This is a genomic window from Xanthomonas sp. BRIP62418, from assembly GCF_003993495.1.
In the GTDB taxonomy this organism is placed as follows: Bacteria; Pseudomonadota; Gammaproteobacteria; order Xanthomonadales; family Xanthomonadaceae; genus Xanthomonas; species Xanthomonas euroxanthea.
Genome location: NZ_QEZG01000039.1, coordinates 45,121 through 69,055 on the forward strand (window position 1 = coordinate 45,121; position 23,935 = coordinate 69,055).

19 protein-coding genes and 1 other RNA gene are annotated in these 23,935 nt (G+C 66.7%); 12 read left to right on the top strand and 8 right to left on the bottom strand.

The features are described from left to right. Positions 1 to 3: 3 nt before the first annotated feature. The 3 genes from EO174_RS12430 (at position 4) to EO174_RS12440 (ending at position 3,113) form a co-directional block, all read left to right on the top strand. Positions 4 to 177, top strand: coding sequence for a DUF2934 domain-containing protein (locus tag EO174_RS12430; protein ID WP_104649120.1), 174 nt, complete (start codon positions 4 to 6; stop codon positions 175 to 177). A gap of 124 nt (positions 178 to 301) precedes the next feature. Further along, positions 302 to 2,464, top strand: a complete 2,163-nt coding sequence (glgX, locus tag EO174_RS12435; protein WP_115675758.1) for a glycogen debranching protein GlgX — start codon at positions 302 to 304, stop codon at positions 2,462 to 2,464. Positions 2,465 to 2,480: 16 nt separating this feature from the next. Then, positions 2,481 to 3,113, top strand: a complete 633-nt coding sequence (locus EO174_RS12440; RefSeq protein WP_115675759.1) for an NAD(P)H-binding protein — start codon at positions 2,481 to 2,483, stop codon at positions 3,111 to 3,113. Positions 3,114 to 3,699: 586 nt separating this feature from the next. Here the strand turns inward: EO174_RS12440 and EO174_RS12445 are convergent. Further along, positions 3,700 to 4,476 (bottom strand): SDR family NAD(P)-dependent oxidoreductase, encoded by a 777-nt coding sequence (locus EO174_RS12445; protein ID WP_126944682.1) that lies wholly within the window; start codon positions 4,474 to 4,476, stop codon positions 3,700 to 3,702. Positions 4,477 to 4,689: 213 nt separating this feature from the next. Here EO174_RS12445 and EO174_RS12450 point away from each other — a divergent pair. The 3 genes from EO174_RS12450 (at position 4,690) to EO174_RS12460 (ending at position 7,375) form a co-directional block, all read left to right on the top strand. Beyond that, a non-coding RNA gene (locus tag EO174_RS12450) (sX9 sRNA) lies at positions 4,690 to 4,766 on the top strand. A gap of 242 nt (positions 4,767 to 5,008) precedes the next feature. Continuing rightward, positions 5,009 to 6,418 carry an FAD/NAD(P)-binding protein gene (locus EO174_RS12455; protein WP_164739273.1) on the top strand — a complete coding sequence of 470 codons (1,410 nt, stop codon included), beginning with the start codon at positions 5,009 to 5,011 and terminating at the stop codon, positions 6,416 to 6,418. A gap of 525 nt (positions 6,419 to 6,943) precedes the next feature. Then, a complete protein-coding gene (locus tag EO174_RS12460; protein ID WP_104534466.1) occupies positions 6,944 to 7,375 on the top strand; it encodes a VirK family protein in 432 nt (143 codons plus the stop codon). Positions 7,376 to 7,490: 115 nt separating this feature from the next. Here the strand turns inward: EO174_RS12460 and EO174_RS12465 are convergent, their stop codons facing one another. Continuing rightward, on the bottom strand, positions 7,491 to 8,963 hold the full coding sequence (locus EO174_RS12465; RefSeq protein ID WP_126944685.1) for a TolC family protein: 1,473 nt from the start codon (positions 8,961 to 8,963) through the stop codon (positions 7,491 to 7,493). Between the two features lie 88 nt (positions 8,964 to 9,051). Between EO174_RS12465 and EO174_RS12470 the strand changes: the two genes are divergently transcribed. From EO174_RS12470 to EO174_RS12485, 4 genes are all read left to right on the top strand, one after another. Next, complete coding sequence (locus tag EO174_RS12470) at positions 9,052 to 9,669, top strand: TetR/AcrR family transcriptional regulator (RefSeq protein WP_126944688.1); 618 nt, start codon at positions 9,052 to 9,054, stop codon at positions 9,667 to 9,669. Positions 9,670 to 9,744: 75 nt separating this feature from the next. Further along, positions 9,745 to 10,893: an efflux RND transporter periplasmic adaptor subunit gene (locus EO174_RS12475; RefSeq protein ID WP_126944691.1), complete on the top strand. Its 1,149-nt coding sequence runs from the start codon at positions 9,745 to 9,747 to the stop codon at positions 10,891 to 10,893. Continuing rightward, positions 10,890 to 13,988 (top strand): efflux RND transporter permease subunit, encoded by a 3,099-nt coding sequence (locus EO174_RS12480; protein ID WP_126944694.1) that lies wholly within the window; start codon positions 10,890 to 10,892, stop codon positions 13,986 to 13,988. The genes EO174_RS12475 and EO174_RS12480 overlap by 4 nt, the downstream gene beginning before the upstream one ends. Positions 13,989 to 14,123: 135 nt before the next feature. After that, positions 14,124 to 14,930, top strand: coding sequence for an oxidoreductase (locus EO174_RS12485; protein WP_119130347.1), 807 nt, complete (start codon positions 14,124 to 14,126; stop codon positions 14,928 to 14,930). Between the two features lie 332 nt (positions 14,931 to 15,262). Here the strand turns inward: EO174_RS12485 and EO174_RS12490 are convergent, their stop codons facing one another. Further along, a complete protein-coding gene (locus EO174_RS12490) occupies positions 15,263 to 16,018 on the bottom strand; it encodes an SDR family oxidoreductase (RefSeq protein ID WP_164740182.1) in 756 nt (251 codons plus the stop codon). 129 nt (positions 16,019 to 16,147) lie between these two features. Here EO174_RS12490 and EO174_RS12495 point away from each other — a divergent pair, with 129 nt between their 5' ends. Next, positions 16,148 to 16,552 (top strand): helix-turn-helix domain-containing protein, encoded by a 405-nt coding sequence (locus EO174_RS12495; RefSeq protein WP_104649130.1) that lies wholly within the window; start codon positions 16,148 to 16,150, stop codon positions 16,550 to 16,552. A gap of 220 nt (positions 16,553 to 16,772) precedes the next feature. Further along, on the top strand, positions 16,773 to 17,105 hold the full coding sequence (locus tag EO174_RS12500; protein WP_104649192.1) for a DUF6172 family protein: 333 nt from the start codon (positions 16,773 to 16,775) through the stop codon (positions 17,103 to 17,105). Between the two features lie 60 nt (positions 17,106 to 17,165). Here the strand turns inward: EO174_RS12500 and EO174_RS12505 are convergent, their stop codons facing one another. From EO174_RS12505 to pdhA, 5 genes are all read right to left on the bottom strand, one after another. Further along, entirely contained in the window at positions 17,166 to 18,458 is a 1,293-nt protein-coding gene (locus EO174_RS12505) for a DEAD/DEAH box helicase (RefSeq protein ID WP_126944697.1), read from the bottom strand. A gap of 1,325 nt (positions 18,459 to 19,783) precedes the next feature. Further along, positions 19,784 to 21,322, bottom strand: coding sequence for a dihydrolipoamide acetyltransferase family protein (locus EO174_RS12515; protein WP_126944700.1), 1,539 nt, complete (start codon positions 21,320 to 21,322; stop codon positions 19,784 to 19,786). Continuing rightward, the gene (locus EO174_RS12520; RefSeq protein ID WP_104649133.1) at positions 21,319 to 21,702 is read right to left on the bottom strand and encodes an SH3 domain-containing protein; all 384 of its coding nucleotides are present in this window, start codon (positions 21,700 to 21,702) and stop codon (positions 21,319 to 21,321) included. The genes EO174_RS12515 and EO174_RS12520 overlap by 4 nt, the downstream gene beginning before the upstream one ends. A gap of 1 nt (position 21,703) precedes the next feature. Continuing rightward, a complete protein-coding gene (locus EO174_RS12525) occupies positions 21,704 to 22,777 on the bottom strand; it encodes an alpha-ketoacid dehydrogenase subunit beta (protein WP_164740183.1) in 1,074 nt (357 codons plus the stop codon). After that, positions 22,770 to 23,858: a pyruvate dehydrogenase (acetyl-transferring) E1 component subunit alpha gene (gene pdhA, locus EO174_RS12530; RefSeq protein WP_126944703.1), complete on the bottom strand. Its 1,089-nt coding sequence runs from the start codon at positions 23,856 to 23,858 to the stop codon at positions 22,770 to 22,772. The genes EO174_RS12525 and pdhA overlap by 8 nt, the downstream gene beginning before the upstream one ends. Between the last annotated feature and the right edge of the window lie 77 nt (positions 23,859 to 23,935).

The following is a 23,935-nucleotide window of genomic DNA, read 5'->3' on the forward strand; positions in this document are numbered from 1 at the left end:
GCAATGAACGACACGGAACGGCAGGCGCGGCTTCGCCAGTTGGCACAGGAGATCTGGGAGGCCGAAGGCCGCCCGGACGGCCACGCAGATCGGCACTGGGCCATGGCCGAGCGCCTGGTGGATGCCGAAGAGCGCGCCGCCGAGCAGGCCGGCCCGCCGGCGAGTGCACGCCAGTAACGGTCACTCTGTCACCCTGCATGGTTCACCCTGCAGGCTGCGCCATGTCAGGGTGAGCGTGCACACGCACGCAGGCAGCCGCATTCGCTCAGCGTTTTGAGTTCACCGTTCTCAGGAGTTACCGATGGCCACCCGCAAGTTCACTCAGCGCTCGCGCATCCGCGAAGGCCGTCCCAACCCGCTCGGCGCCACCTGGGATGGCCTGGGGGTCAATTTCGCGCTGTATTCGCGCAACGCCACCCGGGTGGAGCTGTGCCTGTTTGACGAGCGTGGCCGCGAGCAGGAGCGCCTGGCGCTGCCCGAATATACCGACGAGGTCTGGCACGGCTATCTGCCCGACGCACGCCCCGGCCAGCTGTACGGCTATCGCGTGCATGGACCCTATGCGCCCGATGCCGGACATCGCTTCAACCACAACAAGCTGCTGCTGGACCCGTATGCCAAGCAGATCGTCGGCGAGCTCAAATGGGCGCCGCACCTTTTCGGCTACACCATTGGCCACCGCGACAAGGATCTGAGCTTCGATCGCCGCGACAGTGCCGCGTTCATGCCCAAGTCCGCGGTGATCGACCCGGCCTTCACCTGGGGCCAGGACCGCCCGCCGCAGACGCCGTGGAACCGCACGGTGATCTACGAGGCGCACGTGCGTGGGCTGAGCATGCTGCACCCGTCGGTGCCGCCGGAAAATCGCGGCACCTTCTCGGCCCTGAAGACCGACGAGCTGATCGACCACATCAGCTCACTCGGCGTCACCGCAGTGGAACTGCTGCCCGTGCACGCCTTCGTCGACGATCAATACCTGCTGGAAAAAGGCCTGCGCAACTACTGGGGCTACAACACCCTGGGGTTCTTTGCCCCACAGGCGCGCTACATGTCCACGCGCACCGTGGCCGAGTTCAAGCAGATGGTGGCGCGGCTGCATCACGCCGGGCTGGAAGTGCTGCTGGACGTGGTCTACAACCACACCGCCGAAGGCAACGAGCTGGGGCCGACGCTGTCGTTCAAGGGCATCGACAACGCCAGCTACTACCGCCTGGCCGACGATCGCCGCTTCTACATCAACGACACCGGCACCGGGAACACCTTCGACCTGACCAATGTCGGCGCGCTGCGCATGGTGATGGACTCGCTGCGTTACTGGGTGCAGGAAATGCATGTCGATGGCTTCCGCTTCGACCTTGCCACCATCCTCGGGCGCGAGCGCTACGGCTTCGATCCATCGGGCAGCTTTCTCGATGCGGTGCGCCAGGATCCGGTGCTGAGCCAGACCAAGCTGATCGCCGAGCCCTGGGATATCGGTCCAGGCGGTTACCAGGTGGGCAATTTCCCGCCGGGCTGGGTGGAGTGGAACGACAAGTTCCGCGACAATGTGCGCGCGTTCTGGCGTGGCGACGGCGGCCAGCTGGCCGAACTGGCCACGCGCCTGACCGGATCGGCGGACCTGTTCAACCACAGCGGGCGTCGCCCCACTGCATCGGTCAATTTCGTCACCGCGCACGATGGCTTCACCCTGCGCGATCTGGTCAGCTACGAAGGCAAGCACAACTTCGCCAACGGCGAAGAGGGCAGGGACGGCAGCGACCACAATATCTCGGCCAACTACGGTGTCGAGGGCGACACCAACGACCCGGCCATCAAGCAGCTGCGCCGTCAGCAGATGCGCAACCTGCTGGCCACGTTGCTGCTTTCGCAAGGCACGCCGATGCTGCTGGCCGGCGATGAGTTCGGCCATAGCCAGAACGGCAACAACAACGCGTATTGCCAGGACAACGAACTGACCTGGATCGACTGGACTGCTGCCACCAAGGCCGCTGCTGCCGATCAGGCTGCATTCGTGCGGCGGTTGATCCGTATCCGCCAGCGTTATCCGCTGCTGCATCGCGCCCGCTTCTTCGACGGCAAGTTCGATGAAGCGCTGGGCTTGAAGGATCTCACCTGGCTGGCACCGGACGGCCACGAGATGGACGAAGCCAGCTGGCACGACCCGGAAGCGCGCGCGCTGATGCTGCGGCTGGATGGCCGCTCGCCGACCACCGGCCTGCGCGAGATCGCCGCCAACGTGACCTTGCTGATGCTGATCAATGCCGCCTCCACCAGCGTGTCGTTCACGCTGCCGGCGATGCATGACGAGCACTGGCGCGTGCTGGTCGACACCGCGCGCCACGGCGGCCGCGTGGTGGCCGGCGGCAGCGAATGGAAGGCCCCGGCGCACTCGCTGACCTTGCTCGCAGTGGAGCGCGATCGCATCGCCAGCAGCGCGCGCATCGTCTCCGAGGGCGCGCGCTGATGGCGGGGGTGATCTGATGGATGTGTTGCTGGCAGGGGCCACCGGTCTGGTCGGTAGACATGTCCTGCAACAACTCCTGGCCGATGCGCGCTGTACCGGCGTGGTGGCGATCACGCGCCGGCCGTTGTCCCAGATCCACCCCAAGCTGCGCAACCAGGTGATCGATTTCGATCGCCTGGACCACTGGACCGCACCGCGCATGGAAGCGGCCATCTGCGCCCTGGGCAGCACGATGAAACAGGCCGGCTCGCGCGAGGCCTTCTACCGCATCGACCATGATTATCCGATGGCGCTGGCACGCGCGGCCTGCGCGCAGGGCACCTCGGTATTCGTGCTGAATTCGGCCGCCGGTGCCGATGCGCACTCGCGCATCTTCTACAACCGCGTCAAGGGCGAGCTGGAACGTGACCTGCGCGCGGTCGGCTTCCCCTCGCTCACCTTCGTACGCCCGGGGCTGATCGGCGGCGAACGTGAGCAGCGGCGCACCGGCGAACACATCGGCAGCCTCGTGCTGGGCGCGCTCGGTCCGCTGCTGCCACGCCGCTTCCGCCTCAACCCGGCCGAACGCATCGCCGCCGCCATGGTGGGCGCCGCGCTGGCACCGGCGCGTGGCGAGCACAGTGTCGAGGCGGCGGAGCTGGCTGACTAACGCTGTCTCATCGCCTCGTCGCGAGGCAGTCGGTCGGATAGAGGTGAGAAGCCGCCGTGTCGTAGGAGCGCGCTGGCGCGCGACGGGGCGTTACCGATAAAGCTCCGTCGCGCGCGGGCACGCTCCTACGGGTCCACGCAGCGGATCGGCATCTTCGCCAGCGAACATCCCCACTCACACCCTCAATGACTGCCCGCCATCCACCGCCAGCACCTGCCTATAGTCGCGAGGGTGCCGAGGACATAGGACTGGCTGTCCGCCGTGTAGTAGGAGCGCGCTGGCGTGCGATGAGGCGTTACCGGTAAAGCCTCATCGCGCGCCGCGCTCCTACAAATGCGCGCGTAGCGGATCGGCGTTTTCGCCATTACAAATACCTTGCCTACACCCCAGCGACTGCCAAACCGTCCACCGCCAGGGCTCGCCCATAGCTGCGAGGGTGCCGCGGAAATCGGACGGGCTGCCAGCTGTGTCGTAGGAGCGTGCCTGCGCGCGACGCGGCGTTACCGATAAAGCTCCGTTGCGCGCAGGCACGTTCCTACGGGTCCACGCGGCGGATCGGCATCTTCGCCAGCGCAAACATCCCCACTCACACCCCCAACGACTGCCCGCCATCCACCGCCAGCACCTGCCCGGTGATCCAGCGTGCCTGCGGCGAGGCGAGAAACAACGCCGCATCGGCGATGTGCTGCACCTGCCCGAACCCGCCGAATGGGATGCTGTCGCGGATGCGTGCATACAGGTCCGGCTCTGCGTCGCGACGCCGCGCCCATAGCCCGTCGGGAAACTCGATCGAACCGGGCGCGATCGCGTTGACGCGGATGCGCTCGCGCGCGAGGTCGGCGGCCAGCGTGGTGGTGTAGTAATTGAGTGCCGCCTTGGCGGTGGAATAGGCGATTGCGCGTGGCGTGGGGCGCTGCGCATTGATCGAGCTGATGTTGAGGATCACCGCCGCAGCGCTGTTGCGCAGGTACGGCAGCGCGGCGCGATTGCAGCGCACTGCGGCCATCAGGTCGATCTCCAGGCCGGCCTGCCAACTGGCATCGTCGTTGCCATGCCCATAACCGGAGGCGTTGTTGATCACCACATCCAGGCCATCCAGCGCCTGTGCTGCGGCCTGCACATAAGCCTCGATCTGCGCAGCGTCTGACAGGTCGCAGGCGAAGGTGTGGACCGGCGTGCCATGTGGTGCCAACACCTGTGCGGCCTGTGCCAGGCCATCGGCATTGCGTGCGCACAGCGAGACCTGCGCGCCGTTGCGCACGAACGCGTCGGCAATGGCCAGGCCGATGCCACGGCTGCCGCCTGCGATCAGCACGCGTTGATTGCACGGCGAGATTTGCGTGGGTGCTGCGGAAATGGACATGGCGGACACTCGATCGGAAACCGATATTATCGAGCAGCCCGGTCATGACGCGGTGCCCGGTGCCGTTGCAGTGTTGAATGCATCATCGCAATGTCTGCTGTCCGTTCCACTCTTCCACCGCTTCTGCCAACGAGGCGCTGGCCAGCGCGCATAGCGGGCTGGCGATCTACTGCGCTCATCCCCAGGCGCACGCGGCCGGCGCCCGGAATTGCCATGTGCCACGCGTACACTCAGGTTTTGAGCGCGTCGTCCACACGCCCCGAGCGATTGCTCGCTACGTTTTGTCAGTCACCCTAATGGCGGTGCGCAGCACTGCGCTACGCGCCAGCTTGGAAGCCATGCACCAGCACCTGTCTGCGGTCGCGTGCGCTGTCATCTGCGTGCAATACGGTGTGCGCGCAGCTTGCGACGCAAGCCTCATCACCAAGCATGATCAGCTCATGCGTTTTCGGTTGCTCGCTGCTAACCATTTGTTTACACGCTTGCATCGCGCTGCGGGCAAAACGTGCGGGTCATTCAGTGGGAGTTGCACATGGAAACCCATATCACCGTCATCGGTGCCGGCTTTTGCGGCACCGCGCTGGTCCGTGCACTGGCGCAGACGGCCGATGCGCAGGTGCGCATCACCCTGGTCGGCGTGGCCGATACCTTCGGCAGCGGCATCGCCTATGGCGCCGCACGGCCGGAGCACCTGCTCAACGTGCGCGCCAAGGACCTGGGAATTGATGCGCAGGCGCCAGGCGCCTTCGCCGACACCTTGCACCTGGGCGATAGCGGGCGGCTGGAATTCCTGCCGCGGCTTGCATATGGCGATTATCTGCGCAGCGAGCTGGATACCGCGGTCAGTGGCGCGCAGGCGTCGATCGTGCGGCTGTCGCAGGAAGCGGTAGCAGTGGAGCGTGCACGCCAGGGCTTCCGCGTATTCCTGGCCAATGGTGACGCCTTCCACAGCGACCGGGTGGTGCTGGCGGTGGGCGCATTACAGCCGCAGGCGCTGGCCGGCATCGGCCCTCGGCTGAGCGTGCATCCGCGCTATATCGGCTGGCCGTGGCAGGGCGATGCCCTGGCGCGCCTGGCGCCGGACGACGACGTGCTGATCGTCGGCACCGGGCTGACCATGGTGGACGTGGCATTGACCCTGCACACGCGCGGGCATCGCGGTCGCCTGCTGGCGATTTCGCGGCGCGGCCTGGCGCCGCAGGCGCATCTGCGCCAGCCGGGCGCGGCGCTGGAGTTGCCGCCGCATCTGCAGCGCGCACTCAAGGATGCCGACCTGCGCGGCCTGCTGCGCGGCGTGCGCCAACTGAGCGCCGTGGTCGACGACTGGCGACGTGTGGTGGATGCCTTGCGCCCGCATCTGCAACCGCTGTGGCAGCGGCTGGAGCTGCCGCAGCGTGCGCGTTTCCTGCGCCATTTGCGCCCGTATTGGGAAGTGGCGCGGCATCGGGTTGCGCCGGGCGCGGCGGAACAGCTGGCGCAATTGCAGGAATCGGGGCAGCTGCAGATCGTTGCAGCGCGGCTGCTGCGTGCGCGTTGGGTGCCCGATGGTGTGGAGGCAGTGATCCGCCCGCGTGGATCGGCCGACGCGCAGACCGCTCATTACGATGCGGTGATCCGCGCCACAGGGTTGGATACCGATATCGACCGCACCAGTGACCCGCTGATCGCCGGCATGCGCGAAGCCGGGCTGCTGCGTGCCGACCCGCTGGGCCTGGGCGTGGACACCGATGCGCAACTGCGCGTGCGCGACGGTGCCGGGCAGATCGTGCCGGGGCTGTATTGCGTGGGCCCGCTGTTGCGCGGGCGTTACTGGGAAATCACCGCCGTGCCGGAGTTGCGCGTGGCCACGCGCGCCCTGGCAGAACGTCTGTTGCTGGGGGCGATGCCGGCGTTACAGCCAGAGCCGGAACAGGTGCCGCGCGAGGTCAATGGGCGTTTGTAGCGAGATGTGCGTTCATTCCGACGTTTTTACGGACGGCCGGGCGTTGAAGCTTCGACGATCGCGGGTTCCAGCCCTTCTCCCATCGGGAGAAGGTGACGCGCCCGCGCCGGATGAGGGTACGCGCGCAGCCTCGTGTGGTTAGAGCATTCTCTGAAAACGGTCATTCCGGTCGACGCGCCAGCCGTAGGAGCGGACCTGGCCGCGACTGGGGCGTGACCGGCACCCCGCGCAGCGCGTTACGCGTGCATCGGACACTTGCGTGATGCGCATACCGTCTGCCGTGTGCCGTCTTTCCCCTGTCATTTTTTTCCGGCGCGGAAGACGCCCGATCACGCTGCAAGCAGCCTCTGCGCGCACGGGCATAGCCCGCATCCGGCAATCGCGTGCGGACTTCGCCAAACAGCGCAATCATGCCGCGTGATGCGTAGCGCAGCGCAGCGGTGCAGACAGGACTAGGTCATGTTGATCGCCCTGGGCCGATGACCGTCCAGGGCATTTGATTCCCCCGTCCGCCTGGAGTTCGCCATGCCCCGTCTTGCTCCCGCCACCTTGCTCGCCACGCTGTGCGCCTGTGCGCTGCCCGCCTGGGCCAGCGAATCGCTCAATACCCGTGCTGAAGTGCTCGCAGCCCTGGAATCCGGCTACGACGTCAGCCTGACCACCGACCTTGGCCGCTGCACACCCGAAGAAGGCACGCCCGTCACGCAGACCCGTGGCGGCCGCCATATCGACGCGTACCGCATCACCGAAGACGGCACCGCCGCGTTCTCCGGTTCGCACTTCACCGTGGCCAACGACGGCAAGCCGATCCAGCAGTTCATGCGCTACCAACTGCGCCCGGATGGCAGCGTGCGTTTCACCACCTACATGTACGACCTGCCGGGCCTGCAGCAACGTGGGCCGGTGCTGGCGTATCAATGCACGATCAATCAAGGCATCCGCTTCCACGCCGATTGAGCGCGCTGCACCGTGACGGCTGCAGGCTGCAGTGCAGCGCCATCGCGTTGCCCTGCGGCCTGCAGCGGTCGGGCAAGACCCGAGCATGCAATGCTCGGGTCTTGCCTGGGTCACGTCACCGCGGTGACGACTGCTGTACTGCCACCGCCTCGGCGGCGCTGGATTGCCAGCCTCCGCCCAGCGCCCTGAAGGTGGCCACTGCGCTGCGCGCTGCATCCGTGCGCGCCTGCACCTGCGCATCGGACGCGCGCAGCAGCGTGTCGTCGGCATTCAGCACTTCGATCAGGCTGACCGCGCCTTTCTCATAGGCCAGGGCCGAGGCGCCACGCGCCTTGCCGAGCGCCTCCACTCCCTGCGACAGCACCGCGGCCTGCTGCTCGCGCTTGACCAGCGCGGTGAATGCATTTTCGACGTCCTCGGTGGCGCGCAGGACCGCCAGGCGATACGCCGCCAGTTGCTCGGCTTCCTGACCCTTGGCCTGGGCGATCTGCGCATTGATGCGGCCGAAGTCGAACAGCCGCCAGCGCAGCCCCAGCACACCGGACGACTGCGCGGCATCGCCGGTGAACAGGTTGCCGCCGGAGATGGCCGTGGCGCTGCCGAGCAGGCCGCTGAGCGAGAACTTGGGGTAGTACTCGCTCATCGCCACGCCGATGCGCGCGTTCGACGCTGCCAGCCTGCGTTCGGCGGCGATCAGATCGGGGCGGCGGCGCAGCAGGTCGCCGGGCGTGCCTGTCTCGGCGATCTGCGGTGCAAGCGGAATCGGCTTGGTGGCGGCCAGTTCCGCGCGGTGCGTGCCGGGCGGCACACCCAACATCACGTCCAGGGCGTTCATCGCCGCGACCAGGCCACTTTCGATGCCGGGCACCGACGCCTGCGCCTGCGCAAGCGCGCCTTGCGCCTGGTGGAGTTGCAGCTCGGGCGCCAGTCCCTTGCCATGCAGCAGCGTCACCATCGACACCAGCCCCTGCTGGGTGGCGACCTGGCGCTGGGCCACCTCCAGCCGGGCCTGCAGGCCGCGGATGCTGATGTAGATATCGGCGGTCTGCGCCGCCACCGCCAGGCGGGTGGCGGCGGCACCGGCTTCGCTGGCCTGGTAGTCGGCCAGGGCGGCCTGGCGCCCGCGACGCAGGCCGCCGAACAGATCCAGTTCCCAGCTCGCGCCCAGGTTGGCTTCGTAGGTGCTGGCATAGCGGTCGAAGTTGGGCGTGCTGCTGAGCACCTGGCCAAGCGGCGTTTCCAGCGACTGGTAGGCGCGGGCCGCGTTGCCGCTGATGTTGCCCGAAGGCAGCAGCGCGGCGGTGGCGGCGGTCAGCCCGGCGCGGGCCTGGGTGACGCGTGCGGTGGCCTGGGCCAGGTCCAGGTTCTGCGCCAGCGCCTGGGTGACGTAGCGGCTCAGGTCCGGGTCGTTGAAGCCGGTCCACCAGGTGGCCAGGTCGGCCTGCACGGTGGCCTGGCGTTCAGCCACGGCGGCCTGACCAAGGTAGCGATTCGGCACGGGCGCGTCCGGGCGGGCGTAATCGGGGCCGACCGCACAACCTGCGGCGAGGCTGGCGGCAATAAGCGCTGCAAGGGTGCGGAGTGGCATGAGGAGACCAAAGTGGCGAAACGGTGAGTGACTGTAATACGAAATGGTCACTTTTGTAAGTCGGGGACGACAGCGCTAAGCTGTCCAAATGAACAAAGCATCCAGTTACCCAGTTGCGGGCCGGGGCCCGGTCGATCACGACGTGCGCGACCAGATCGTGGCCGCAGCAGCCGACCACTTCAGTCGCTATGGCTACGAAAAGACCGCCGTGTCCGATCTGGCAAAGGAGATTGGGTTCTCCAAGGCCTACATCTACAAGTTCTTCGCCTCAAAGCAGGCCATCGGCGAAGTCATCTGTGGCCAGTGCCTGCAGGAAATCAAGCTCGAGACGGCCGCGGCCGTTGCCCAGGCAGCGACACCGCAGGAGAAATTACGCAGTCTTTTCAAGGTGGTGGTCAACGAAAGCCTGCGCCTGCACGCACGCGGACCGAAGCTGTACGAGATTGCTACCTCTGCCTCGATCGAGCGGTGGCCCACGGTCCTCGTCTACGAAGCGCAGCTGCAGGCGCTGCTGCAGGAGATTCTGGTGGAGGGGCGCCTGAGTGGTGACTTCGAGCGAAAGACGCCGCTGGACGAGGCGAGCCGGGCGATCTACCTGGTGATGCGGCCATACATCAATCCGCTGCTGCTGCAGCACAGCCTGGAGTACGCCGAAGAGGTCCCGGCGCTGTTGTCGAGTCTGGTACTGCGCAGTCTGGCGCCCTAGTTCGTTTGTGACTATTGACTGATTTGGTCACAAGTCTCAAGATGCGAGCCATCAACAGCTCGCTTTGAGACGACCATGCTGCCGCGCCTCCCGATTCCCTTCGCCCTACTGTGTGTTCTGCCGCTGGCGCTGAGCGCCTGCGGAGGCAATGCGCCTGCTGACCCGCGGACCGCCGCGCCGCTGGTCCGGGTGGCCACTGTCGCGTACGCCGACGCAGGCGCGCGCAGTTTCTCCGGCACCGTCGCCGCGCGGGTGCAGAGCGACCTGGGCTTCCGCGTCGCCGGCAAGGTATCCGAGCGGCTGGTCGATGCCGGCCAGCGCGTCAAGCGTGGGCAGCCGCTGATGCGCATCGACCCGGTGGACCTGCAACTGGCCGCGCGTGCGCAGCAGGATGCGGTGGCCGCTGCCCGCGCCCGTGCCCTGCAGACCGCCGAAGATGAAGCCCGTTATCGCGACCTGCGCGGCACCGGCGCCATCTCCGCCTCGGCCTACGACCAGATCAAGGCGGCCGCCGATGCGGCCAGGGCGCAGCTGAGCGCCGCCCAGGCCCAGGCCGATGTGGCGCGCAATGCCAATCGCTATACCGACCTGATGGCCGATGCCGACGGCGTGGTGATGGAGACCCTGGTCGAGCCGGGCCAGGTGGTTGCTGCCGGGCAGCCGGTGGTGCGCCTGGCGCATGCCGGGCCGCGCGAGGCGGTGATCCAGTTGCCGGAAACCCTGCGCCCGCAGGTTGGCTCGGTGGCCCAGGCCACCTTGTTCGGCAACGCCGCGGTCAGCGTGCCGGCCACCTTGCGCCAGCTTTCCGAGAGCGCAGACCGGCTCACCCGCACCTTCGAGGCGCGGTACGTGCTCAACGGCGCGCTGGCGCAGGCACCGCTGGGCACCACCGTCAGCGTCCGCGTGCCTGCCGGCACCGCCACCGGCACCCAGGCCGGCCTGCAGGTGCCGCTGGCCGCGTTATTCGATGCCGGCAAGGGGCCCGGCGTGTGGGTCATCGCCGGCAACCCGACCCGGGTGAGCTGGCGGCCGGTGACCGTGCTGGGCCTGGACGATGACCATGCCAATGTCGCCGGCAAGCTGGGGCGTGGCGAGCGCATCGTGGCGCTGGGCGCGCACCTGTTGCGCGACGGCGAGCGGGTGCGGGTCGCCAACACGATCGCGCCTGCCAATGGCAGCGCGACCGGCGCCAAAACCGCGTCCGCGGCAGGAGCGCAGCCGTGAGCGAGGGCCGATTCAATCTCTCGGCACTGGCGGTACGCGAGCGCTCGATCACGCTGTTTTTGATCTTCCTGATTTCGTTGGCCGGCCTGGTCGCATTTCTCAAGCTGGGCCGCGCCGAAGACCCGGCCTTCACCGTCAAGGTGATGACCATCGTGACTGCCTGGCCGGGTGCCACGCCGCAGGAAATGCAGGACCAGGTGGCCGAGAAACTCGAAAAGCGCCTGCAGGAACTGCGCTGGTACGACCGCAGCGAAACCTATACGCGCCCCGGCCTCGCGTTCACCACCTTGACCTTGCTGGACAGCACGCCACCCAGCCAGGTGCAGGAGCAGTTCTACCAGGCACGCAAGAAGGTGGGCGACGAAGTCGGCAACCTGCCGGCCGGCGTGATCGGGCCGATGGTCAACGACGAATATGCGGACGTCACCTTCGCGCTGTTCGCCCTCAAGGCCAAGGGCGAGCCGCAACGCCTGCTCGCGCGCGATGCCGAGACCCTGCGCCAACGCATGTTGCATGTGCCGGGCGTCAAGAAGGTCAACATCATCGGCGAACAGCCCGAGCGCATCTTTGTCGAGTTCTCGCACGAGCGCCTGGCCACGTTGGGCATCAGCCCGCAGGACGTGTTTGCCGCGCTCAATGCGCAGAACGCCTTGAATGCGGCAGGTTCGGTGGAAACGCGCGGGCCGCAGGTGTTCATTCGCCTGGATGGTGCGCTCGACAGCCTGCAGAAGATTCGCGACACCCCGCTGGTGGTGCAGGGCCGCACCCTGAAGCTGTCGGATATCGCCACGGTCAAGCGCGGCTACGAGGATCCGTCCACCTTCATGATCCGCAGCGGCGGCGAGCCGGCGTTGTTGCTGGGCATCATCATGCGCGATGGCTGGAACGGGCTGGATCTGGGCAAGTCGCTGGACAGCGAAGTCAGCGCGATCAATGCCGAGCTGCCGCTGGGCATGACCCTGAGCAAGGTCACCGACCAGGCGGTCAACATCGACGCATCGGTCGGCGAGTTCATGACCAAGTTCTTCGTCGCATTGCTGGTGGTGATGCTGGTGTGCTTCGTCAGCATGGGCTGGCGCGTGGGGATCGTGGTGGCGGCGGCGGTGCCGTTGACGCTGGCGGCGGTGTTCGTGGTGATGCTGGCCACCGGCAAGAACTTCGACCGCATCACGCTGGGGTCGTTGATCCTGGCGCTGGGCCTGTTGGTGGACGATGCCATCATCGCCATCGAGATGATGGTGGTGAAGATGGAGGAAGGCTACAGCCGCGTCGCCGCATCGGCGTATGCGTGGAGCCATACCGCCGCGCCGATGCTGTCCGGCACGCTGGTGACCGCGGTCGGCTTCATGCCGAACGGCTTTGCCGCCTCCACCGCCGGCGAATACACCAGCAACATGTTCTGGATCGTGGGCATTGCGTTGATCGTGTCGTGGGTGGTGGCGGTGGTGTTCACGCCTTATCTGGGCGTCAAGCTGCTGCCGGACCTGAAGAAGATCGAAGGCGGCCACGCCGCGATGTACGACACGCCGCGCTACAACCGCTTCCGCGCTGCGCTGGGGCGCGTCATCGCGCGCAAATGGCTGGTGGCCGGCTCGGTGGTGGGGCTGTTCGTGCTCGCGATCGTTGGCATGGGCATCGTCAAGAAGCAATTCTTCCCGATCTCCGATCGCCCCGAAGTCCTGGTCGAAGTGCAGATGCCGTACGGAACCTCGATCAACCAGACCAGCGCGGCCACTGCCAAGGTCGAAGCCTGGCTCGCCAGGCAGGACGAAGCCAAGATCGTCACCGCCTACATCGGGCAGGGCGCGCCGCGCTTCTTCCTGGCCATGGGCCCGGAGTTGCCGGACCCCTCGTTTGCCAAGATCGTGATCCGTACCGATGACCAGCACCAGCGCGATGCATTGAAGCTGCGTTTGCGCAAGGCCATTTCCGAAGGCCTCGCATCCGAAGCACGCGTGCGTGTCACCCAGCTCACCTTCGGCCCGTACTCGCAGTTCCCGGTGGCGTACCGGGTCAGCGGGCCGGACCCGCAGGTGTTGCGTGGCATCGCCGCGCAGGTCAGGCAGGTGATGCAGGACAGCCCGATGCTGCGTACCGTCAACACCGACTCGGGCACGCGCACCCCCACGCTGCATTTCACCCTGGACCAGGACCGCCTGCAGGCAGTGGGGCTGACCTCGACCGCCGTGGCCCAGCAACTGCAGTTCCTGCTCAGTGGCGTGCCGGTCACGCTGGTGCGCGAAGATATCCGCAGCGTGCAGGTAATGGCGCGTTCGGCCGGCGACACGCGCTTCGATCCGGCGCGCATCGCCGACTTCACCCTGGCCGGCGCCAATGGCCAGCGCGTGCCGTTGGCGCAGGTGGGCAAGGTGGATGTACGGATGGAAGAGCCGATCATGCGGCGCCGCGATCGGGTGCCGACGATCACCGTGGGTGGCGATGTCGACGACCAGCTGCAGCCGCCGGATGTCTCGGCCGTGATCACCAAGCAATTGCAGCCGATCATCGAAAAGCTGCCCAGCGGGTATCAGATCAAGGAGGCGGGTTCCATCGAGGAATCCGGCAAGGCGACCACCGCGATGCTGCCGCTGTTCCCGATCATGCTGGCGGCCACCTTGCTGATCATCATCCTGCAGGTACGCTCGATCTCGGCGATGGTGATGGTGTTCCTGACCAGCCCGCTGGGCCTGATCGGTGTGGTGCCGACCTTGATCCTGTTCCAGCAACCCTTCGGCATCAATGCGCTAGTGGGCCTGATCGCGTTGTCGGGCATCCTGATGCGCAACACGCTGATCCTGATCGGGCAGATCCACCACAACGAGGCCGAGGGTCTGGACCCGTTCCATGCCCTGGTGGAAGCCACCGTGCAGCGCGCCCGGCCGGTGATCCTGACCGCGCTGGCGGCGATCCTGGCGTTCATCCCGCTCACGCACTCGGTGTTCTGGGGCACGCTGGCCTACACGCTGATCGGCGGCACCCTGGCCGGCACGATCCTGACGCTGGTGTTCCTGCCGGCGATGTATTCGATCTGGTTCAAGATCCGCCCGGATACCGGCAACGGCAGCAGCACCGCGGCGGTTGCGCAGCACGCCTGAGTGCCATGGGCGACGGCGGCCATGCTGCCGTCGCCTTTCGCTACAGGGCGCTTGTCATCCTCGCGTTCGATCCGCGCGCCGCCAACGGCTGCGCACCTGGCCGGCCGCTCTTCCCTCATAGATAAAGGAATTACCATGCAACAGCAGTCCGTTGTGCTGATCACCGGTGTGTCCTCCGGCATCGGCCGCGTTGCCGCAGAGCGCTTCGCCCAGCGCGGCTGCACCGTCTACGGCAGCGTGCGCGCGCTTTCCGGCGCCGCGCCGCTGGCCAATGTGGAATTGGTCGAGATGGATATCCGCGACGCTGCCTCGGTGCGGCGCGCCGTCGACGGTATCGTCGGCCGCAGCGGCCGCATCGATGTGCTGGTCAACAACGCAGGCAGCAGCCTTATCGGCGCAGTGGAGGAAACCAGCCCCGAAGAAGCTGCCGTGCTGTTCGATACCAACGTGCTGGGCATTTTGCGCACGGTCCAGGCGGTGGCACCGCACATGCGTGACAAGCGCCGGGGGCGCATCGTCAATGTCAGCTCGGTGCTGGGTTTCCTGCCGGCACCGTACATGGGGGTGTATGCCGCTTCCAAGCACGCGGTGGAAGGCTTGTCGGAAACGCTGGACCACGAGCTGCGCCAGTTCGGCATCCGGGTGACGCTGGTGGAGCCGGCGTACACCAAGACCAGCCTGGGCAGCAACTCGCCGGTGGTGCAGAGCACCATCGCCGAGTACGACCGCGAACGTGACATGGTTGGCCGTGCGGTCACCGGCTACATCGACAATGCGCCGGGACCGCAGGACGTGGCCACCACCGTGGTGGAGGCCGCACTGGGTAAGTGGCGCATGCGTCGCACCCCGCCCGGCCAGGCATCGCTGCTGAGCAAATTGCGCCGGTTCATGCCCGCCAGTGCGGTGGATGGCAGTTTGCGCAAGCAGCTTGGGCTGAGCTGACGCACGTAGCGCGCCTGCGGGTGGATGCGTGACACCTTGCGCATCGACAAGCACTGCGCGTCGCCGGGCAGATGCGGGTGGTGCCTGCAATCGCCACGCACTGCCTGTCCATCGCCGGCCTTGCGTGTGTCGCCCCACCCATGTGAGGCGACCCCTCACCGCTTGGCAGCGGCGGCTAGGTCAACCGCGTGCCGAGCGATGACCAACGCACCGATTTCGAGCACCGCCCACGCCCGGGGGGGCGGTGCGCACAGGGGCTTTGCTAGCTGCTCCAAAGCGTCGCGTGCCCCATGCCGCCGGGGAGCCGGCTGCATGGAGTGGTCGAGCATCGGTTACACCTGGTCGGTGGGTAACACATACACTTCGGCAATATTGACGTTCGCCGGTGCCTGCGCTGCGAACAGGATGGTGTCGGCAATATCCATCGGATCCAGCATCCGAACCGTGCCGGCATAACCGGCCATCATTGCCTGATATTCCGCGCTGGTGGTCTGTGCCGGAAGCTCGGTTGCAACGATGCCCGGCTGAATGCTGGTGACGCGGATGTTGTGCTTCTTGCCGACTTCCATGCGCAGGCCTTCGGTGAACGCGGTCACCGCAAACTTGCTTGCCGAGTACACCGCAAATCCCTGGCCAAAGACCTTGCGCCCGGCGATCGAGGAAGTATTGAAGACATGGCCGGAATGCTGCTTGATCATCTGCGGCAGCACCGCGGCGGCCACGTTGAGCACGCCTTTCACGTTGACATCGATCATCTGTTCCCATTCGTCGGTGTGGAAATCATCGATGCTGGACAGCGGCATGATGCCGGCGTTGTTGACCAGCACATCGATAGCGCCGTAAGCGGCGATCAGTGCTGCGACGCCGGCTGTGACCGAGTCCTTGCTGGCGACATCCATTTCCAACACGACGGCCTGGCCGCCCGCCTGCTCGATGTCTGCCTTCAATGCCTGCAGCCGGTCGATGCGACGCGCCGCAAGGCCCACCTTCATTCCTGCCGCTGCGAGTTTCTTGGCCGTTGCGCTACCGATGCCGCTGGAGGCGCCGGTAATCAGGGCCACTTTGCCGTGGAGCTCATTCGTTGACATGGACAGTTTCTCGCTGGTTGTCGATACGGGATTGGACGCGGCGATACCGCGTCCAGTCGGTTTTCAGTACCGGCGAGATGATATCCATCCTATACTTAGTTTCAATTACGCACTTTGAGGTAACTAGATATGGCCGAGGAAACCGCTGCGCCCTGCGACCTCTATCGCATCTCGGATATCCGCACCGTGCTGGAGCCGATCGCCAACAAGTGGTCGATCATGATCATGACGGTGCTGTGCAACGGGCCGACGCGCTTCAATCAGATCAAGCGGCAACTGGACGGGGTGACGCACAAGTCGCTGACCGAAGCGCTGCGGCGGCTGGAGCGGATCGGCTTGATCAGCAGGGAAGTGATTTCCTCGTCTCCGGTGGCCGTGCAATACCGGCGCACGCCCTTGGGCGACACCCTGGAAGCGCCGATGATGGCGCTGCTGCACTGGTGCCAGGACCACGCCGATGAGGTGATTGCGGCCGAGCAGGCGTTCGTCGCGGGCACGCAAGCGCTGGCGCCGGCAACGGCAACGGTGGGGTGAGGGACTGCGGCTGATGCACGTGTGCGTGATGACGAGTTGAGGTGACGGAGGCTTGCACATGGTGCTGCCTGGCATCGGCGTGCATCCCGGCACGAACGCGACCACGCAATCGAGCGCATGCACACGCAGGTGCATGCTCGGTCCACGCCAATGGCCGGCGATTCACCCAGACTGGCCGCATGGCCTCACAATAGGCGGCCAGTTCCCAACCGATGTCGCCATGCGCAAGACCTATCAGCTCAACCTCGAAGGCAAGAACCGCGATCGTCTGCTGGAGTCCAGCAAGCACGATATCCGCAAGTACATCCGCCGCGAGCGCCGCAAGGATTTGCCCGAAGGCGCGGATTACTGGGACTTCGACATGCGCTTTGGGGCGGACGAGGCCAGTGCCGCGCCGCTGCCGCCGGCCGAGCTGATCCGCTCGATCAATGCGCTCACCAGCGAAGGTGGCGAACAGTTCTTCGTGGAAATCCTGCGCAAGCCCGGCAAGCGTACCCCGCGTGCGGATGGCGACAACGCGCCGGGCGGCGAGCTGGATTTCGAGCAGGACTGAGGCATCGTCGCACCGTCCACCTTCGCGTGACGACGGCGCGTCAGGTGGCACGCCCTGCTGTTAGTCGGGCTTGCCAGCCTGCTTCGCGGCCGCTGCGCGTTGCTTGTCCTTCTTGCTCGGCCGCCTGCCCTTGATGCCGCCGTTGTCGTCCGGAGCGCGCGCGCCGTCATTTGGCGTCTGCGTCGCAGGCGCAGTTGCCGCCAGGGTCGGCTCGAAACCGGCAACCACGCTGGTGGGCATGCGCAGGCCCTGGCGTTTTTCGATCAGGCGCCATTGCGGCTGGCTCTCTGCGGTGATGAAGCTGATCGCAAGGCCGCTGGCGCCTGCGCGCGCGGTGCGGCCGATGCGGTGGGTGTAGTCCACCGTCGAACGCGGCAGGTCGTAATTGAGCACTGCCGGCAGCGCATCGATATCGATGCCGCGCCCGGCCAGATCGGTGGCCACCAGCACCTGCACCTCGCGCTGTTTGAAGGCATGCAACGTACGCTCGCGGCGGCCCTGGCTCAGTTCGCCATGCAGCGGTTGCGCGGTGATGCCGGTCTTGGTGAGTTTTTCGGCGACTTTCTCGGCGGTGTGCCGGCTGGCGACGAACACCAGCACATGCGACCAGCCATGCTCCTGCAGCAGGTGGCGCAACAGCTGCGTGCGCTGGCCGGCGTCGACGGCGATCGCGCGTTGTTCGATCGCAGGCGCAGCTTCCGGGGTGGCATCAACGGTGATGCGTAGCGGGTCGCGCAGGCGACGCTTGGCCAGCGAGGCGATGCCGGGCGGAAACGTGGCCGAGAACAGCACGCTCTGCCGTTGCGCCGGCAGCAGGGCCAGGATGCGATCGAGCTCGGCGCCGAAGCCCAGTTCGAGCAGGCGGTCGGCTTCGTCCAGCACGAGCGTGGCAACCTCGCCCAGGCGCAGCGCATTGTGATCCACCAGGTCCAGCAACCGACCGGGCGTGGCGACCACGATATCGGCACCACCGCGCAGGGCAAGCAACTGCGGATTGATCGAACTGCCGCCGGTGGCCGCAACGATCTTGAGCCGCCGCGGCAGATGCGCGGCCAGTTGGCGCAAGGTGTCTTCGACCTGCGCGGCGAGTTCGCGCGTGGGCACCAGCACCAGCGCGCCGAGCACGCGCGGGGCAACATCCGGCGCCAGGCAGCGTTGCTGCAGCAGCGGCAGCGCATAGGCCAATGTCTTGCCCGAACCGGTCTGCGCCATCGCAATCAGATCCCGGCCCTGCAGCATCGGCGCAATCGCCTGCTGCTGGATCGGCGTGGGCGTGTGGTGGCCGGCGCGTGCCAGCGCGGTGTCGAAGAATGGCTGCAGCTGCGGCGACAGCGAAAGATGGGCAAATGACATGGACCGATTATCCAGGCATTTGCACTGCAATGGTCGGTGAGACCCATGCGGGGCCGCCGCGGGCACTGCGTCGGTGGGCGGGCAAGGGCCCTGCAGCAAACCCGCAGCGTCGAGAGCGCGGTGCCCTCACCGCTTGCGGGACACGCCGTGAACCCGTCCCTGGGGGCTCGGTGGCGGCATCCATGCCGCCACACGGTCCCGCAATCGGCGAGGGCACCGCACCAGACAGTTGGTCGGCTGCTTTCCTGAAAGCGTGCTCGGCTTGCGTGGCAGACGAGACGTTTGCAGATTGCGTGTAGGAGGCTTGTCTGCCGCTCGGCTTGCGACGGAGCAATGATGGGATTTGAGCGAACGCCTGGTGATCCGACCAGCGCACGTCGTGCGCATCATGTACTGCTTGCAACTAGACACACCGACCCTCTCGACAGAGGTCCTTGCCCGCTCACCGTCGCGGGACCTTACGCGGCATGGATGCCGCGTAAGAGCCTACATGGACGTACTTGCGGCGTGTCCTGCGATGGTGGGCGGGCAAGGGCCCTGCAGCCAAGCCCCAGCGTCGAGGGCGCGGTGTCCTCACCGCTTGCGGGACACGCCATGAATCCATCCTTGGAGGCTCGGTGGCGGCAGCCATGCCGCCACACGGTCCCGCAATCGGCGAGGGCACCGCACCAGACAGTTGGTAGGCTGCTTTCCTGAAAGCGTGCTCGGCTTGCGTGGCAGACGAGACGTTTGCAGGTTGCGTCTTGGAGGCCGGTCTGTCGCCTGGCCTGCAATGGAAGATGGTGGAAGGCCGAGCGAACGCCCCGTTATCCAAACAGTGCACGTCATGCATTGCTTGCACCCGCACACCGACCCTCTCGACAGGTCCTTGCCTGCTCACCGTCGCGGGACCTTACGCGGCATGGATGCCGCGTAAGAGCCTCCATGGATGGATTCACGGCGTGTCCCGCGATGGCGGGCAGGCGAGGGCCCTGCAGAAATCCCGCAGATCGGCTGCTCTGCAACTGATCCATTCGCAGTGCTCAAGCCTTATCGGGGCACGACGCAAAGCGACCAATACTTCGACAAAGGCGTCATTCCGCCGCGGTCAGATGCTTGAAAAAAAACGGTGGGTCGCCTGCGCGGCGCCCTTACCGAGCGGCGCCCTCAACCGACCGTGTGACACGTCGCGACTTCATCCATGGATGGCGACATGGTGGCCTGCCGCCAACGGTCCCCAAGCAGCGCGTGCACTGCAAGCGCCGACCCGGTCGCGTGCGAATGAGATCCGCAAGACTTGCCGGGCCCACCTGGCGGTGGGCGCCGGTCGTCCTGCTGTCCGCGGGTTAGTTGGCCAGCGCCAGATCGTCCAGCAGCGCACGCAGGAAACGCGCAGCTTCGCCGCCGGTGGCGGCGCGGTGGTCGAAGGTCAGCGACAGCGGCATCACCTTGTGGGTTTCCACCCCGCCCATCACCGGGGTGAGCTGGTAGCGCGCGCGCCCGGCGGCGACGATGGCCACGCATGGCGGCACCACCACCGGAGTGGCGTAGCGGCCGGCGAACATGCCGAAGTTGGACAGCGAAATGGTGTAGCCGCTGAGTTCCGATGCGGCGATGCTGCGGGTTTCCACCTGCTGGCGCAGCCGGTTGACGCTCTCGCGGATGCCGTGCGCGTCCAGCATGTCGGCATTGCGCAGCGCGGGCACGAACAGGCCTTCTTCGGTATCCACCGCAATGCCGATATCGACCTGGGGGTGCAGGGTGCGGCTGAGTGCCTCGCCGTCGAACCAGGCGTTGAGGGCCGGCACCGCCTGGCAGGCACGCACGATGCCGCGCACCAAGCGCACGGTGACGTCGTTGCCGGGCTGCCAGGCGTGGATGTCGGCATCGTCGTTGAGCGTGGTCGGTACCACCTTGCTGTGCGCATCGGCCATGACCCGCGCCATGTTGCGACGCACGCCCTTGAGCTGTTCGGGTTGCCCCTTGACGCTGGTGCCGGGCGATTGGGTACGCATCGGCTTGCCGCTGGCCGACAGCGACGAGCGGGCGGTGGTGCCCTCATCCGCCCTGCGGGCACCTTCTCCCGCAGGCGGGAGAAGGGAACGCGCGCCGCCGTCCGAATGGTTCGCGCTGTTGTCCGAAGGATGCACGCTACCGTCTGACTGGTGCGCGTTGTTGCCTGCGGTCGCTCCGCCGCCAGCGGCGGTCCCTCGGCCACTGGCCGAAGAGGTCGACACGCCCTGCGCGCCGGCTGAAAGCCGCGCGGTGCCCGCGGCTGCGGCCTGCTTCACATCCGCCATCGTCACCGTGCCGTCCGGGCCGGTGGCGCGCACCTGTGCCAGGTCCACCCGCAGCTTGCGCGCCAGCGCACGCACCGCCGGCATCGCGCGCACGCCACCGACGGCAATCGCCTGTTCGCTCTGCACCGCATTGGAGCTCTGCATCGCACCGACCACCGTGCCGGCGTCGTCGCGCTCGTTCTGGCCACTGGCGTCGGCGTCGGCGATCTCGCCGCCGTTGTCGGAGGCGACCACGCGCGCGGTCGGGCCGGCCGCGCTGTCGCCGGTGCTGGGCGTATGCGTGGGTGCAGGGCCATGCGAGTGGCCGGTGTCCTGGCCGTCGGCGCGCTGCGGCTGCGAGGCGTCCAGCGCGAACTGCGCCAGCATCGCGCCGGTCACGATCACATCGCCAGCGGCACCGGCGAGCTTGGTCACGGTGCCGGAGAACGGCGAGGGCACCTCGACCACCGCCTTGGCGGTCTCCATCGAGACCAGCGGATCGTCCAGGCGCACGTTGTCGCCTTCCTTGACGAACCATTCGACGATGGTGGCATCGGGCAGGCCTTCGCCCAGGTCGGGCAGGTGAAAATTCTTGGCTTCGCTCATGGCAGGTTCTCTTGCGCCGCAGGCAGTGGCGGCGTGGTGTCGTCGAGGAGTTCGAGGTCGGCAGCCGGCAGCCAGCCCTGCATGCCATCGGCACGCTCGGACCACCACCAACCGCCATGTTCGTAATGCAGCAACACGTCCTCGCCCTGTTGGGCGTCGAGTTCGCGTGCATCGTAGTCGCGCAGGGCTTCGGCCTGGCCGTCGCCCAGAGGGCGCAGCCAGGCCACCGGGGCCCAGCCGGCATGACCGTCGCCGGTGTTGACCCAGGCGAAGGCCGGCCATTCCTCGTCGCGCACGCCGATGGTCACGTGCTGGCCGGCGTGGAAGCGGATCGGGTTGGCGTACGCGGCGCGGTAATCGCAGAGCAGACGGGCGCGCATGTCAGCCGGCAGCCACCGCGCGACGGGCGGCGGTGACGATGCGCTCCACGCTCGGCAGGTACTTCATTTCCAGCCGGAACAGCGGGATATGCGTGTCGTAGCCGGTGACGCGTTCGACCGGTGCGAGCAGGTCGTACATCGATTTTTCCGCCAGCTGCGCGGCGATCTCCGCACCGAAGCCGGCGGTGCGCGGGGCTTCCTGCACGATCACGCAGCGGCCGGTCTTGGTCACCGATTCGGCGATGGTGTCGAAGTCCAGCGGGCGCAGCGTGGCCACATCGATGACTTCGGCGCTGATGCCTTCGCCAGCGAGTTTGTCGGCCGCTTCCAGCGCTTCCTTGACCTGCGCGCCCCAGGTGACCAGGGTGACGTCGGTACCGTCGCGCAGCACGAAGCACACATCCAGCGGCAGCGCTTCGCCATCGTTGGCGACCACTTCCTTGTACTGGCGGTAGATGCGCTTGGGCTCCATGTAGATCACCGGATCCGGGTCGCGGATCGCGGCCAGCAACAGCCCATAGGCGCGCTGCGGCGAGGACGGCAACACCACGCGCAGGCCGGGCACGTTGGTGAAGATGGCCTCGTTGGCTTCGCTGTGATGTTCCGGCGCGCGGATGCCGCCGCCCCACGGCACCCGCAGCACCATCGGGCAATGCAGGCGGCCGCGGGTGCGGTTGCGCAGGCGTGCGGCATGGCAGATCAGGTGATCGACCATGGGATACACGAAGCCGTCGAACTGCGCTTCGGCCACCGGCTTCATGCCCTGCGCGGCCAGGCCGACGCTCAGGCCGGCGATGGTGGTTTCGTCCAGCGGCGTGTCCAGCACCCGCTCGCTGCCGAAGCGTTGCTGCAGGCCGGCAGTGGCGCGGAACACGCCGCCGTTGACGCCGACATCCTCGCCCAGCACCAGCACCGCAGGGTCGTGTTCCAGCTCCCAGGCCAGCGCCTGGGTGATGGCTTCGATCAGGGTGATGGGCGAACTCATGGCGATCTCTCCGCGCGTGGCTGCGGCGTTGTAAGGGGCACTGGCCTGCTGCTGTGTCGCAGCCAGGTGTGACTGGTTGAGCTCATCCATGACGGACCTCCTGCGCCATCACCTCGGCGCGCTGGGCCAGCAACTCGGCCGGCGGGTCGCCGTAGAGGTAATCGAACATCGCTTCGACCGGCTGCACCGGGGTGTTGAGATAGGCATTGACCTCTGCGTCCACGCGCGCACCGCAGTCGGCCTTCCATGCGGTTTCCTGCGCCTCGTCCCACAGGCCTTGCGCGGTGAGATAGCGGCGCAGGCGCAGCAGCGGCTCGCGCGCCCAGCCTTGCTTGACCTCTTCTTCGCCGCGGTAGCGCCGCGCGTCGTCGGCGGTGGTGTGATCGGACAGGCGATAGGTCAGGAACTCGATCACCGTGCCGCCGTCGCCGGCCAATGCGCGCGCGCGCGCCTGGCGCATCGCCTCGAGCACCGCGATCAGGTCGTTGCCATCCACCTGCAGGCAATGCAGGCCGCCGGCCAGGCCCTTCTGCGCCAGCGTCTGCGCACCGGTCTGCGCCGAGCGCGGCACCGAGATCGCCCAGCCGTTGTTGATCACGCACAGGATCAGCGGCAGTTTGTAGGCACCGGCCGAATTGAGCGCGGCATAGAAGTCGGTCTTGGAGCTGCCGCCATCGCCACAGCAGGCCACCGCGACCTGCGGCTTGCCCCGCAGCTTGAACGACAGCGCCGAACCGGCCGCATGCAGGCACTGGGTGGAGATTGGTACGCAGATCGGGAAGTCGATCGCCGCATCGGCATCGCGCGGATAGTCGCTGCCGCGTTCGTCGCCGCCCCAGTACAGCAGCACATCGCGCGGTCGCACGCCGCGTTCGAACATGGTGCCGTACTCGCGATAGCTGGGCGCGAACACATCGCCACTGCGCATCGCCGCGCCGATGCCCACGTGGGTGGCTTCGTGACCGAGGCAGGCCGCATAGGTGCCCAACTTGCCGGTGCGCTGCAGCGCGACCGACTTGCTGTCGAAGGTGCGCACGAACAGCATGCGCTTGAACAGGGCGAGCAGCTGTTGCGGGTTGGCGGCGTCGGCCGGCAGGTCGTCGCGGACGATCTGGCCGTCCGCGTCCATGTATTGCAGATATTCGATCTCGAACTGCGCGGCTACGCTCATTGCGGCGACACCTTCACCAAGAAGTTTCAAATGATATGAGTTGCGATGTTAAGGACCACACAGCAAAAAGCTGTCCT